Genomic DNA, 13,618 nt, shown 5'->3' on the forward strand with positions numbered 1-13,618 from the left:
AGATTAATTATGTAGATAGTGTTCATTACAAATAAAAAGGGAGATTATCTCCCTTTTTATTTGTAATTTCTATTCAAAGTGCATTTTCTCAAACGGTAATTCGAATTGTGTTTGTTTAAACGAAATTCCTTTTAAATTCTTTGGGGCAATTACAGTTACACTGCCATTGGATATTGGAATAAAGACGGCTTCATCATGAACAATTTTTAGAATATCAGCGTACAATGATTTACGTGTTTCTTCATTCATAGATACCATAACATCGTCAATTTTGTTATAGAGTTCATCTGCTTTTTCAATTCCTTTAGTAGTGTGTAAATAAGAAGATGGGGAAGTAAAAGCAGAAATAGTACTTTGCGGATCATATGCTAATCCCCATGTCTGATTGAATAATAAATCATAGTCACCAGTTGATCTTCTATTTGCAATTGAAGTTGACTCCTCACCAATAATCTGGAGCTGAACACCTATCTCTTTTAATGAACTTTGGATAAATTCAGCCTGGGTCTTTTGGGAAGAAGAACTGCTGTCATAATAAAGCTTCACTGCCAATTTTTCACCATCTCTTATTCTAATTCCGTTACTATCTTCTATTGCCCATCCTGCTTTTTGTAAAATTCCCTTTGCTTTATTTAAATCGTAACCCCTCTTTTTCAAATTAACATCTGCATAATTAACATTATGTGAAAATAGAGTATTGGCTACAGTTTCTGTTCCACTTAAAATCTCTTTACTAATTGTTTTCCAATCAATAGCGTACCAAATAGCTTCACGTACAGGTTTTTCATGTACTGGATTACCAGATTGACTACTATTAGCTACGATCATTTTAGTATTCATTGGTGCACTTCTAATTAATTGATAATCACCCGAATCAACTAATTGGTTCATAGCCTCAACATCCAGACTATCTGTCCCCCTGTCATCTGTAAAAGCAAAGTTGACTTCTCCTTTTTGTAAGGCTAGAAACGTTGTTTCTCCTGCTGGAAGAACTTTAGAAGTAATTTTTTTAACCTTAGGCACTCCATTCCAGTAGTTTTCATTTGCTTTAAAGGTTGCATATTCATCAACTTTATGTTCGGTAAGCACATATGGACCTGTACCATGGTAACCTCTGACTCCCCCTTTTGTTTCTCCATTAATAAAGTCTTTAGGTGAGATAAATACATAAGGTCTTGTCATCGATAACTCAACTAAGGTAGGATAATATGCTTCTGATAATACTAATTCAACGGTATATTCATCTATAACCTTACAATCTACTATTTTTGTTGAGAGTTTAATCCAAGAATGCTTTTCTACATTAGCTTGTACAGCATCAATATTCTTCTTCACTGCTTCTGCATTAAATGGTTCTCCATCATGAAATTTAACATCTTTTCTTAAATGAAAAGTATACGTTTTCCCGTCTTTAGAGATATTCCATGACTCAGCAAGTAAAGGTTTAATCCCATCTTCTGTGTTTTCGACTAACGATTCATATACTAGGGCCTGCGCTGGCATTGACCCTGTATATAAATGAGGATTCATATCATTGATATCTTTAGGTGCCGCATAAACTATACCTTTCTCGTTACTTTGCGAGTCAGTTCCTGCTGTTTTCTTACGTTCAGAAGTATTTAATACTACAAGGCAAACAACTACAATACATAATATAAAAAAAACTAAAGCCCCTAACTTAAATCTCTTGACTAGCAATATTCTTTCTCTCCCTTTAAATGCACTTAGTCTGTATCCAATATAGATTTATTGTGCGAATATGAACGTCATAATAAATAGGATACGCACCCTATTTCGTAATTATTACGATTTAAAAATCATTTTATTCCATTACTCTAATAGCTCTTATTCCTACCTATTTTATTGCATATCATATTTAAATCATCGGTAAAACTTTGAATGTTAAAGGCCTTGGATAGAAGTCTTTCTTTTTGAGACTTAGCAAATCTTTCTATCTTGCTCTCATACGTGTTAATAAATTTATCTATAGTTGGACAATCCAAATTTAGATACCTTGCAATTCCTTGTATAATTTTTATGCGATAGTAGTCCTCTTTAGGCATCCTTGGAATGTCTAAGTATCCTTCCCTATTAACAAATACTTTTCTAAGAGGAACAGCAGAAAAATCAAAATATCTTCCGTTCTTATCTGGTTCTGAATAAGGATCAATTAATAAGGATGTATAACGTACATACAATAAATATTCTTGATGAATAGTCTCTAAATGTGGGAAATCCTCAATATCTTGACGAGATAAACTTTCTAGTCTTATTGGATAATTATCATCTATCATAAACTTCAGCAAATTAAGTTCTTCTACTTTCATATGCCTTAAAATATTCATAACTTCTTTCCATTGAGATAGCATATCACGGATTAAATATTGGGTAATAGGGCCCTCAGGATAGATTTTATACACAAATTTTTTTGTATCTCTATCTTCAAATATTGCATTTAATGAAAAGGAATTCATAAATAATGGAGGATGAACATATAAAGAAATATTTCTTGTTTCTGCCTCAATTGGAGATCGCATAACTTCTAGATTAATGCCTAACTGTTTATATATATCACAAAGCACAACTATATTTTCAGATGGATAATGTGTAGATCCTATATAGACTGTTTTCTTAATTGCTGTTGTTAATGCATGATTAGATGGATTATCATGTATCCATCGGGTATCACCGTAGTATGTAGAAAAACTAATAATTTCTACATTTGAATTTATATTGTTTATATAACTACTTATTAAATTGTTTGAACCAAAAGTTGGGGAAATTAAAACTATACATCTAACGTACTGTAATACTTCCTTATTAAGCTGCTTTATTACTTCAATATATGCATCAGTTGTTACAGTCAAAATAACCGTATCCCATTTACCTCTAACAGTTTCATAACCCTTAAAAATTTGATCAACGAAACATTTGCCTTCTACATTACGATGCTTTTCACTTTGAACACTTACCCTAATTAATTTATTACTCTGCTTTAAAGCCCAAAAGAAACTTTTCGAACGAACAGACTCTCTTCCGGCAATCCCGACATAGCAATTTGATTGTTTCTTTAAACTGACAGCAAGCTGAATTGATGTTGGACCAGTTCCTAATATTAGAATTCTCTTAAAATCACTCATAGAACTCTTCCCTTCTTATATGTAAGTGATGAATTTAGGCGCCTTTTTATACAATTCAATATCAAACACATCATGTGGACGTAATATATCTTCTGCTTTATTCCATTTTTGTTTATCTACTTTCCTTGAAGGATAATTAAATAAGGATTTTAACTGGTCCCCATACCTCATAGCCACAACTACATCTTCGTTTGTTAATTCATGAAGTTGATCTAGAATTCTATATTTATCTTTAACAGTTGAACTAAAAATAATATGGGTAGCATCTTTTGTGAAATCAAGATATTCTACAGGTGTTTTTTCTAACCTAATATTTAATTCTGTTCCTAATATTTCGATCACTTTTAATCCAAGTTCTATGGCTTCATCATCAATATCTATCCCTACAACCTCAGCTCCTGTTCGTTTCGCAATTAATATAGGAGTCATCGGAAAGGCCCCTGAACCTACTAATAACACTTTTGAATCAGGAGTAATCTGGAAGCTACCAAACTCTTTTTCAATGCATGACTCTACATTTTTAAAATAATCCGTTATTTCAGTCTCTCCATTTAGAAGTTTCATTGCTCGATATTTTTCCATAATAGCTACACACAGAGCCGATTTCCTTCTCAGATGATTTACAACTTGATCTAAATCACCATTTTCTTGGTTCTCTAATTGGTTCCATATTCCTTGGTTCTCTACATTTGTTATGAAATGAGAATATTTATTTATTAGCGCTTCTAACTCTGAACAATTGTTAACTGTATGATTATAGCTTACTGTTAACTCATTAAATCTTTCTAGGTATTCATTTAAATCTTTTAGAAAATTCTCTAGCTCATTCATTTATTCTCGCTCCTATATAGTGTAATAGTTAAACAGTTATAAAAGCTTTCCCTTGTGCTACTATACCTACAGATCCTTCAATCTTAAGACTTATTAATTTTCTCTCCTGATAATTAGCAATTGCGGTAATAGTTCCACCAGGTTGTTTTACATGGATGGTAGTCTCTCGTTTATTTTTCCAAGCTAAGTAAGATCCTAAAGAGGCTGTACCTGAGCCACACCCCCTTTCCCAAACCATACTATCTAAGTGTGGGATATAAATAAGAGGTTCCAATTCATGAGAATCTTGATTATACAAAAGAATCCCGATCAAACTTACATTTAAAGTTAAGGCTAGTGATTTTGCCAATGATTGGGCCTCTTCTTTCACTCTTTCATTAAAATCCTTTACGTTCCTTACAATATGTACAAACTCTCCGTAATCTATTAAGACAATATCCAGTTTATTCCCTTCATGATTGATAGTTCTTTGTTTGATTTCTTTTGGAATAGGCATCGTAACCTGACAATAGTACTCATCTGCTACCCTCTTCACTTCACATTCTACGAGGGAATCTGTTCCGGACACTTCTAACAATATTTTTTTTACCCCATTGTGTTTTAGCTCTTGTTTAGACATGATAAAAGCTGCTAGTGCCATACAGGCATTACCGCAAAATTCTCCACCCGCCATTTGTAAGTGTGCATCAGCTTTATAACTTATAGGTTCTTCTATAAAACCTACTTGTTCAGCATATACACTGTTATATGACATAATTTTTGTTGCGATATCTTTGTGAGCTTTGGCTGGATGAGCAGTTTCAACTAGAATTGTCATATTCTGAGTCGGATTTAGTTTCACAAAATGGATCTCCTGTTCCAATCGCACCTCTCCTTTACTAATGTATGAACTAAAAATCATGTAAATAGTAATAATTACGATTTACATTTAAGGATAGCTTATACTATGTTATTTACCATCGTCAATACCTATTTTTCTATTTTATGTTAAACACTGAATATAACTGTAGGGTGTTTGTGGGATCCCCTCCCTAGAGGAAAATCAATTTTTACAGATAAGGCATACACTATAAACTTCAAATTTGTGGTGACTAATCTGATAATTAGAGTCAATGTTCATGGGGCAAATATCTAATTCTGTTATACTTAGACGTTTTGTGCAAATAAAGAAGTGAGAATGAGTAGTAAGTTTACTCTTCAAACAAAAAAATTTTTTCTATTAAACTAATGTCTCTAAAAAGGAAGATATTACGATATACAGTATCCAAGCTAACATTTCCTGATGCTTTTTGAAGGGATTGTATAACTAACTTGACTGATATAAACCGATATCGCTAATGTACGGAAAATGATAAAATTTCTAATCGTTTAGGAGTAAACTTGTAGCCATTATCCCTGAGGTTAATTTTATAATCTTCCACATTCAAAATTCTCCTCCCCTCCCCCTCGTCCCTATTTAATTTCAATTATCGAGGAGCAAATGTTCAATCCTAAACAAAATAACAAGTTAGAAATATAACCTATAAAATTATTAATATTGCCAAATAGGAATGATTACGATAGAATATAAATCGTAATTATTACGCATTAGGGGGAGTATATTTAAAATGGTTAGAAATAGAGACTGTTATAAGATTTATAATATTTTTAATAGGTACATTAGAAATAATTTTTTAAAAATAGGATTTTTAGTAATTTTTGCGGGTTTATTGAGTGCGTGTGAGAACTCAGCAACAGAAACTAAAAATAAGGAAGAAGGTAAACACGTTCATTTTCTTTATAATTTCTCTACTAATTCTCTTGATCCACATGTAGATTCAAGTTATGTTCCGTTAAGAGCAGGAATAACAGAAACACTAGTTCGATTAGATGAAAAAAATTTAACCATTAAACCATGGCTAGCTGAAAGCTGGGAAGGTGAAGATGGTCAACACTGGACAATTAAACTCCGTGAAGATGTTAAATTTCAAAATGGTAAGAAAATGGATGCTAAAGCAGTTAAAGCTTCTCTCGAACGTGCACTTAAAGAAAGTGTTGCTGTGGAAAATGCACTGAAAATTAATAATATTCAAGCAGATGGATACTCCTTACATATTACAACTACTGAACCATTTCCAGAGTTTGTCTCAGAACTTGTAAACCCTAATGTTTCAATTATTGATGTAACAGAAGGAGATATTGTTAATAAACCTATAGGTACAGGGCCTTTTGCATTAGAGAGTTTCACTCCTGGAAGCAAACTGGAACTAAAACGTTATAACGATTATTGGGATGGAGCTTCAAAGCTCGACTCTGTAACCTTCTCATTTAATGAAGATGCAAATGCTCGTTCGCTTGCCTTAAAGTCTGGGCAGGTAGATATTGTTTATCGTCCCGAAGTAGAGACTCTTGAAACCCTAAAAGCAATGGATGGTATTAAAGTTGAGTCCACAGCAACTTTTCGCGTACATCAAATGACAATGAATATGCAACGGAAAAGTTTACAGGATGTCAATGTACGACGAGCTGTAGATGCGTTAATTGACCGTCAAAAAATTGTGGATACTATTCTGCTTGGGCATGCTGAAGTTGCTCAAGGTCCGTTCCTTCCTTCCCTTCCCTTTGCTCCAAAGTATGAAAATAGTCAAAGGGAGAAAGGTGCAGACATAGCTATAAAACACTTAAAGAAAGCCGGTTATAAGCTTAAAGACGAAAAAATGCAAAAAAATGGAGAACCACTTAAATTTACCTTACTAACTTATTCAGCAAGAGCCGATTTACCCTTAATTGCTCAAGTTTTTCAATCAGATGCTAAAAAAATTGGGATTGATGTTGAGATAAGACAAATTGACATTCCAGAAGAATATATGGCGTCAAACCGCGATTGGGACTTGGCTACTTATAGTAATTTGACAGCTCCTCGTGGAGATGCAGGTTATTATTTGAATGCTACTTACCACCCCACTGGTGCTCTAAACTTTAGTGGTGCAAGTGATTCGAAATTGACAGCTATCATTGGTAAACTCAATCAAACAGTCAATCAAGAAGAACGAGCTACACTTTCAGAGCAGGCAGCTAATTATATAAATGAGCATGTAATTAATTCGTTTGTTTTACATCCTTCAACAATCGTTGCCTACAATGAAGATAAAGTTAAGAATTGGGTAACTACCCGTAGTGAATATTACATGATTACAAATAAACTGGATGTGAAGTAGATAGATGGTTCAAATTATTGTTCGGAAGTTTCTTGAAGTTTTTATTTTTATGTTGTTTATTACCTTTGTAAGCTTTTTATTTATTAGGCTTGCACCTGGGGATCCTGTGTTGACTATTCTGAATGTTGATGAACTATCTGTTAGTCAAGAACAGGTGGAAATGTTGAGAGAAGAAATGGGATTCAACAAGCCTTTACTCGTTCAATATGGGTATTGGCTTCTTAATTTTGTTCAACTTGATTTCGGTCAGTCGTATGTTACTGGTCAACCTGTAATAGAAATGATTTTAACTGGTCTTCCCGCTACAGTTGAATTAACAATTGGGTCAATGATCGTTATGTTGGCAGTATCGATTCCATTAGGTTCCTTATCAGCCCTGTATCGGGATAGCTGGATTGATCAGATTAGTAGAATACTATCGATTATTGGAGCAGCTATCCCTAGTTTTTGGTTAGGTCTTATTTTTATCGATTTAATTAGTGTACGTTTTAGTTGGCTTCCAACAATGGGGAGAGATGGACTATCCTCATTAATCTTACCATCGCTGACACTTGGTTTAGCTATTTCTAGTGTATATGTCCGCTTGCTTCGTTCAAGCTTACTTGATTCTCTTGGTCAAGAATTTATTCGTTCAGCAAGAGCTCGTGGTCTGTCAGATAAACGAATCTTTTTAGTCCATGCATTTCGACATAGCCTCCCTCCGGTTATTACTGTATTTGGGGTAAGTTTGGGAAGCTTAATTGGTGGTGTAGTGGTGATTGAAGTTCTATTTGCATATCCGGGTATAGGAAAACTTGTAGTTGATGCAATACGCCAACGAGATTATCCACTCATACAAGGATATATTTTAATCATGTCTGCTGTAGTTTTTATTGTAAATACATGCGTTGATTTGTCTTATCGATATTTGAACCCAGAAATGAAATTAAAAGAAACGGAGAGTAAATAGATGAAGGGTCTTTCTATGCATTTGTTTAATGAAAAAAAGCCTGTCTGGCAAGGGATAATTGGGTTGCTATCCATTGTCTTTGTAATTTTAGTCTCTATTTATACTTTTTACTTTTTAAAGCATGATCCTACATTAACAAATCTTGATGAACGTCTCCAAGAAGTGAGCTTCCAGCACCCACTTGGTACAGATCATCTTGGTAGAGATGTTTTGACTAGGCTATTGTTAGGTGGGATTCAGACAATTGGGTATAGTTCTCTAGCACTCATTGTTGCTCTCCTTATTGGAATCCCCTTTGGTCTTATTTCAGGATATAAACGTGGGCTAGTTGATCGGATATTTATGAGAATTGCCGATGGATTTTTAGCCTTCCCTGATACAATTGTTGCTATTGTTTTAAGTGGTTTGCTCGGACCTGGGATAGGTAACCTTGTCCTTGCTATTGTGTTGGTTAAATGGGTAAGTTATGCCCGTCTAGTCCGTAGCACAGTTTTATCAGAATCCCAAAAAGATTATGTGTTGGTTGCAAAAATCAACGGACTATCTTCAATTAAAATTATGCAGAAGCATTTATTTCCCCATATTGTAGGAAACGTTCTTGTTTTGGCAAGTCTTGATTTAGGTAAAATTATTCTTCTTATTTCCTCTCTATCATATATAGGGCTAGGAGCACAACCACCAACTCCTGAATGGGGAGCAATGCTAAATGACTCACGCCCCTATTTTGAGTCAAAACCTGAATTAATGATATACCCTGGTTTAGCCATTGTAGTCGTAGTATTACTGACTAACATGCTAGGAGACTATTTACGTGATCATTTTGATGTGAAAAAGGAGATACGAAAATGATTTTATCGATTGAAAGAGTATCCATTAGCAGTAGGGAAAAGAAAATTGTTAATAACGTGTCCCTTTCGATTCGCAAAGGAGAATGGTATGCTCTTGTTGGGCAAAGTGGAAGTGGAAAAAGTTTATTATCCCAGTCAATTGGACAACTTCTTCATTCTAATTTACAGATAGAAGGAAAGATTTTATTTAAAGGAGAGAACTTACTTGAATTCTCACCAAAGCAAATTCAAACAGTACGTGGTCAAAAAATTTCTTATATTTTTCAAGATTATCAAGGTTCTTTTACCCCATTTCGTACCATTTCTCAACATTTTGAAGAATACCAGAAAACTCATGGGATTCATGATTCAAAAACCCGTGAGTTAAATGCAAAGGAAGAACTTGAAGCTGTTGGGCTAGACGAAACACTATATAATCGATATCCCTTTCAATTAAGTGGTGGACAACTTCAACGTGTCTCAATTGCATTGGCACTTTTACTATCTCCAGACTTATTAATTGCAGATGAAATAACAACTGCACTTGATAGTGTTTCTGGACACAGAATTTTAGAATCACTTGCCAAACGGCAAAAAGAAAAAGGATGTACCATATTATTTATTACTCATGATTGGCGACATGTTAAAAGATATGCAACTCGCTTAGCAGTGATGAAGGAAGGGAAAATTGTTGAATCAGGTAATAAACATCGTATACTTGATCATCCAAAGCATGAATATACCAAGCAATTAATTCAAGCAGCTCCTACCCTTGGACGTGGGCTCCCTTCAGGTTTACCGGAGGTTGAAAACAAATGAATTTACTTACTGTACACGAATTAAAAAAATCATATCAGGCTAAGAAAACCATTCTTGATAACATCTCGTTTGAACTGAACAAGGGGGAATGTCTAGGTCTTGTTGGTGAAAGTGGTTGTGGTAAGAGCACATTAGCTCGCTGCCTGCTCCGAATTGAACCGATTGATAGCGGATTAATTTATTTTAAGGATAAGGCAATTGAGCAATTGAATGATCGACAGTTATATCCTTATCGAAGAAAGATTCAAATTGTGCTGCAAAACCCTTCAGCCTCTTTAAATCCAAAACTTAAAATAAAAGATTCACTTATTGATCCTTATGCTCAATTTAAGAATGACCTTAATCTTATACATTTTTCCTATACTTCAAAGGATGCTTTTATAAAGCAGCTTCTTGAAGTCGTTGAGTTACCATCTAGCTTGGCAGATCGATATCCTCACGAGCTAAGTGGAGGTCAGCGACAACGTGTAACAATTGCCCGTGCTATTAGTATTGAACCTGAATTCATTGTTTTAGATGAGCCCACGGCAAGTCTTGACGTTATCTCTCAAGGAGCAATACTTACTTTATTAACAGACCTTCGTAAAGCGTTAAATCTTTCATACTTGTTTATTTCGCATGATCTTGCTGCTGTCAAAGAAATGAGTCAACGGATTATGGTCATGAAAGATGGCAAACTTGTTGATCAATTCGACAATGAACAATTATTTAATGAGGAACGTCATTCATATACAAAAGAGCTCATTTCAATTTTTTGACCAGTTGTATTGTAAAATCTTATTGTTAATAACAAGCCCTATTATTAGCTCGTTTATAGTAACTTGCATTAACAGAAAAGAAAAAGCACAAACTTGTTGTCACTGAACAAGTTTGTGCTCGTTTTACTTTCCTGAATTTAGATAAAAATATAAATTGTTCCCCTAACTCCCTTGCCTCTTACTACAGCAAAACCTTTTGTTCTAATCATCTTCCATTTATCAATTGATTAGTGCAATAATACCTTCTTCATCATCTAGCACTAGCTTGATGTCAGCGTAAGGATCTCTGTTCAAATATTCGTCAAGCCATAATCGAATAGCTTCAATCAAGTTTGCAGTAATTAAAACTTGCTTTCGACCGTCTACGAAAGCTTCCGCAGAAAATCCGTAACTATCATCATACATGAGCTCTACTTCGACTTCTTGAGGCTTTATTTGCTTTTTTTGAGAGATATAAACACAAAGAGCATTAATAATATCTTGCTCAGAAATGCTTAAGCTCCCCATGGATTAGTATCCTTCTTTTTCTTTTTATCTCTGAAAAACACAAAAACTTTGCGAATAACAGCAATTAAAACAACAATTGCTAGAACATTAATTAGTAAACCTAAGATAGATCCTAATATACCCATCTTTGCGAATAGGCTACCAAATAATAATCCAGCAAGTCCACCTATCATGAGGCCTTTCATTAGACCACCCGACATAAAACCGCCTTTGTTATTTTTAGCATTTGTCGATTTATTTGTTGTAGTAGAGTCTTCTTTTTTCTTTTGGAAATTTAAATTGTTATTCGTACTGTTGTTATCGTTGTTAAAACTTTTCTTCCCTGACCTGTAAGATTTTGCTTCCACTGTTGTTGAATGATCTTGGAAAACAAAGTTTCCAACGGGTAAAAATACAAGTACTGCCATAAGTAAAGCTGCTAACACTTTTTTCATTTTATTAATTCCCTCCGTAAGTTTAAGCATGATGCTTTTATTAGCAAGTGCAAATCTATTACACTAACCGGGTTAACATATATATTTTAACATTTTTATATGCTGTAAGAGTATTAAAACCTAATGTTAATCATTAAGAATTTATTTTGAAAGTTCATCTATTACCATTCTCTCAAGTGTTTTCCTGAATTATAAGGTGAAAATTAATAATCCATAGAGAAGGAAAAACAGAAGGCACTGTTTACCTCCCCTAACCTATTTTATGTAAACTAGCTCTGTATAAGGAGGGCTTTTAAAAAACATACTCCACTTACACTTTTAGTTATCTAATTAATTCCTAAAATGATTACCGATAAGAGCTGTTATGTTAACTTCATAAAAATACCGTATACATAATTAGATATATTTAGTTTGACTTTAACAACAGTTTTATATATTCAATAAACTTTTTGGCAGCAGGAGAGATTTCTTTTAGGGATGGTGCAGCAATGCTGATAAATCGATGTTGTTCTGGCTCTATACTAAGAATGGTAACGTTATGCGGCAGACCTTGCAGAACTAATTCAGGAATGACGCTCACACCTAGTTCATTTTCCACCATCGCTATAATAGCTTGGTCATCAGCCATTTCGAATGCATTTTTAAGAGTAACACCGGTCTCTTTAAATATGCGTTTTATATCGTGGTCATAACCAGACTTTTGTGTGATAAAGGATTCATTCTCTAATTGTTCAATACGGATTTTCTCTTGATTACTTAGAGTATGATTGTATGGAAGGATACAAACTAGTCTGTCTTTTTTTAGAGGTATCGTTTCAAAACCTTCTAACGTAGGTAAGCTAACAAAACCAAAATCTACAACTCCATTAGCAATCCATTGTTCAATATCTTGATAGCCTCCCTGTAAAATCTTAATTTCTATAAAGGGATGCTCTTGTTTAAAATGCTTTATCCATCTAGGAAGCCATTGAATACAAACACTTGTAAATGCCCCTATCCGAACTGAACCAACTTCAAGTCCATTGATACAGGCGGCTTCTTGCTTCATTTTTTCATCCCAATGTAGAATCGTTCGTATATATTTTAAGATTCTCTGCCCATTGCTTGTTAAAGTGATACCAGACCGACTTCTAATAAGTAAAGGAAAGCCAAGTTCAGCTTCAAGGTTTGCGATAGAATAACTAACAGCGGACTGAGTTAAATTTAAAGCTTCCGCAGCTTTGGTTAGATTACCCAGCTCAACAACAGTGTCAAAAACTTCATATTTGGCAAGACTCATTTTTATCATTCCTATCCATAAATTTTATTCATGTTAAATATTGAAAACTTTGATTTTATTTATATGTAGTTTACTTCTATAATTTGAGAAAATACAATTGTATAGAAACGGACAGGTGAAAGAAAATGATTTTAATAGGGGCTTTAGTAAATGGAATAGGTGTAAGTATCGGTACGTTATTAGGGAATCTACTTCGTCGTATACCAGATAGCATGAAACACACTGTCATGAATGTAATGGGTTTAGCCATTATCGTCATGGGAGTACAAATGGGATTTAAAAGTGAGAATTTTCTTATCGTGATTTTAAGTCTTGCTATAGGGGCAGTAATTGGTGAGTTATTTGCCTTAGAAGATAAACTAACTAACATAGGAGGTTGGTTAGAGAAAAAAATCGGCTCAAGCAAAGAAGGAAGTATATCTCAAGGATTTATAACAGGTACTTTAGTATTCGTCGTTGGAGCAATGGGTATCATTGGTGCTTTAGATAGTGGAATTAGAGGTAATCATGATGTGTTATATACAAAAACGATTATAGATACATTTGTAGCATTAATATTGACTACAACTCTAGGGATTGGGGTCTTATTTTCTGCAATTCCAGTCATTTTATATGAAGGTTCAATTGCTATTTTTGCAACTCAAATTGAGCATTTTATTCCTCATGCTTTAATGAATAGTTTTATTACAGAAATGACCGCTACCGGTGGAATTATGATTATTGCCATTGGTTCAAATTTAGTAGGAATTACCAACATCAAAGTGGCTAATCTTCTTCCTGGAATCGTAGTAACTGCACTGCTTGTTTCAATTATTTACGGTTTTAAATTACATTTCTAAAAATGAATATACGCCACAAAACCTTTCCTTTTTAGTAA

The 13,618-nt window shown here is 34.0% G+C and carries 14 protein-coding genes; 6 read left to right on the forward strand and 8 right to left on the reverse strand.

Annotated elements, in window-relative coordinates; genetic code table 11:
• Positions 1–69: 69 nt before the first annotated feature.
• From cntA to MOC86_RS27490, 5 genes are all read right to left on the reverse strand, one after another.
• Positions 70–1,698, reverse strand: a complete 1,629-nt coding sequence (gene cntA, locus MOC86_RS11740) for a staphylopine-dependent metal ABC transporter substrate-binding lipoprotein (protein WP_268584365.1) — start codon at positions 1,696–1,698, stop codon at positions 70–72.
• A gap of 137 nt (positions 1,699–1,835) precedes the next feature.
• On the reverse strand, positions 1,836–3,140 hold the full coding sequence (locus MOC86_RS11745) for an opine metallophore biosynthesis dehydrogenase (RefSeq protein WP_268584367.1): 1,305 nt from the start codon (positions 3,138–3,140) through the stop codon (positions 1,836–1,838).
• A gap of 15 nt (positions 3,141–3,155) precedes the next feature.
• A complete protein-coding gene (locus MOC86_RS11750) occupies positions 3,156–3,971 on the reverse strand; it encodes a methyltransferase domain-containing protein (RefSeq protein WP_268584368.1) in 816 nt (271 codons plus the stop codon).
• A gap of 28 nt (positions 3,972–3,999) precedes the next feature.
• Entirely contained in the window at positions 4,000–4,833 is an 834-nt protein-coding gene (locus MOC86_RS11755; protein WP_268584369.1) for a diaminopimelate epimerase, read from the reverse strand.
• Between the two features lie 328 nt (positions 4,834–5,161).
• Positions 5,162–5,293: a transcriptional repressor gene (locus tag MOC86_RS27490; RefSeq protein WP_419146630.1), complete on the reverse strand. Its 132-nt coding sequence runs from the start codon at positions 5,291–5,293 to the stop codon at positions 5,162–5,164.
• A gap of 285 nt (positions 5,294–5,578) precedes the next feature.
• On the opposite strand from MOC86_RS27490, the gene nikA reads away from it, so the two are divergent.
• The 5 genes from nikA to MOC86_RS11780 are packed head-to-tail and all read left to right on the forward strand — an operon-like array spanning position 5,579 to position 10,521.
• A complete protein-coding gene (gene nikA / locus MOC86_RS11760; protein WP_268584371.1) occupies positions 5,579–7,168 on the forward strand; it encodes a nickel ABC transporter substrate-binding protein in 1,590 nt (529 codons plus the stop codon).
• 4 nt (positions 7,169–7,172) lie between these two features.
• A complete protein-coding gene (gene nikB, locus MOC86_RS11765; RefSeq protein WP_268584372.1) occupies positions 7,173–8,117 on the forward strand; it encodes a nickel ABC transporter permease in 945 nt (314 codons plus the stop codon).
• Positions 8,118–8,966: a nickel transporter permease gene (gene nikC, locus MOC86_RS11770; RefSeq protein WP_268584373.1), complete on the forward strand. Its 849-nt coding sequence runs from the start codon at positions 8,118–8,120 to the stop codon at positions 8,964–8,966.
• A complete protein-coding gene (locus tag MOC86_RS11775; RefSeq protein WP_268584374.1) occupies positions 8,963–9,763 on the forward strand; it encodes an ABC transporter ATP-binding protein in 801 nt (266 codons plus the stop codon). The genes nikC and MOC86_RS11775 overlap by 4 nt, the downstream gene beginning before the upstream one ends.
• Entirely contained in the window at positions 9,760–10,521 is a 762-nt protein-coding gene (locus MOC86_RS11780; protein ID WP_268584375.1) for an ABC transporter ATP-binding protein, read from the forward strand. Before MOC86_RS11775 ends, MOC86_RS11780 begins: the two co-directional genes overlap by 4 nt.
• Positions 10,522–10,740: 219 nt before the next feature.
• On the opposite strand, the gene MOC86_RS11785 is transcribed toward MOC86_RS11780, so the two are convergent.
• The 3 genes from MOC86_RS11785 to MOC86_RS11795 all read right to left on the reverse strand — a co-directional run bounded on the left by MOC86_RS11785 (position 10,741) and on the right by MOC86_RS11795 (position 12,741).
• Positions 10,741–11,028: a YxcD family protein gene (locus MOC86_RS11785; RefSeq protein WP_124051968.1), complete on the reverse strand. Its 288-nt coding sequence runs from the start codon at positions 11,026–11,028 to the stop codon at positions 10,741–10,743.
• Positions 11,016–11,462 carry a hypothetical protein gene (locus tag MOC86_RS11790; RefSeq protein WP_268584377.1) on the reverse strand — a complete coding sequence of 149 codons (447 nt, stop codon included), beginning with the start codon at positions 11,460–11,462 and terminating at the stop codon, positions 11,016–11,018. Before MOC86_RS11790 ends, MOC86_RS11785 begins: the two co-directional genes overlap by 13 nt.
• A gap of 406 nt (positions 11,463–11,868) precedes the next feature.
• The gene (locus tag MOC86_RS11795; RefSeq protein WP_268584379.1) at positions 11,869–12,741 is read right to left on the reverse strand and encodes a LysR family transcriptional regulator; all 873 of its coding nucleotides are present in this window, start codon (positions 12,739–12,741) and stop codon (positions 11,869–11,871) included.
• A gap of 125 nt (positions 12,742–12,866) precedes the next feature.
• On the opposite strand from MOC86_RS11795, the gene MOC86_RS11800 reads away from it, so the two are divergent.
• The gene (locus tag MOC86_RS11800) at positions 12,867–13,580 is read left to right on the forward strand and encodes a DUF554 domain-containing protein (protein ID WP_268584381.1); all 714 of its coding nucleotides are present in this window, start codon (positions 12,867–12,869) and stop codon (positions 13,578–13,580) included.
• The last annotated feature ends 38 nt before the right edge of the window (positions 13,581–13,618 follow it).

Origin of the sequence: Priestia endophytica, assembly GCF_026790145.1 — a bacterium.
Classification (GTDB): Bacteria; Bacillota; Bacilli; order Bacillales; family Bacillaceae_H; genus Bacillus_I; species Bacillus_I endophytica_A.

Bases quoted from the DNA above. Each gene is read 5' to 3' on its own strand.
- MOC86_RS11745 (WP_268584367.1), bottom strand. From the start codon at position 3,140: ATGAGTGATTTTAAGAGAATTCTAATATTAGGAACTGGTCCAACATCA.
- MOC86_RS11750 (WP_268584368.1), bottom strand. From the start codon at position 3,971: ATGAATGAGCTAGAGAATTTTCTAAAAGATTTAAATGAATACCTAGAA.
- nikA (WP_268584371.1), top strand. From the start codon at position 5,579: ATGGTTAGAAATAGAGACTGTTATAAGATTTATAATATTTTTAATAGG.
- nikB (WP_268584372.1), top strand. From the start codon at position 7,173: ATGGTTCAAATTATTGTTCGGAAGTTTCTTGAAGTTTTTATTTTTATG.
- nikC (WP_268584373.1), top strand. From the start codon at position 8,118: ATGAAGGGTCTTTCTATGCATTTGTTTAATGAAAAAAAGCCTGTCTGG.
- MOC86_RS11775 (WP_268584374.1), top strand. From the start codon at position 8,963: ATGATTTTATCGATTGAAAGAGTATCCATTAGCAGTAGGGAAAAGAAA.
- MOC86_RS11780 (WP_268584375.1), top strand. From the start codon at position 9,760: ATGAATTTACTTACTGTACACGAATTAAAAAAATCATATCAGGCTAAG.
- MOC86_RS11785 (WP_124051968.1), bottom strand. From the start codon at position 11,028: ATGGGGAGCTTAAGCATTTCTGAGCAAGATATTATTAATGCTCTTTGT.
- MOC86_RS11790 (WP_268584377.1), bottom strand. From the start codon at position 11,462: ATGAAAAAAGTGTTAGCAGCTTTACTTATGGCAGTACTTGTATTTTTA.
- MOC86_RS11795 (WP_268584379.1), bottom strand. From the start codon at position 12,741: ATGAGTCTTGCCAAATATGAAGTTTTTGACACTGTTGTTGAGCTGGGT.
- MOC86_RS11800 (WP_268584381.1), top strand. From the start codon at position 12,867: ATGATTTTAATAGGGGCTTTAGTAAATGGAATAGGTGTAAGTATCGGT.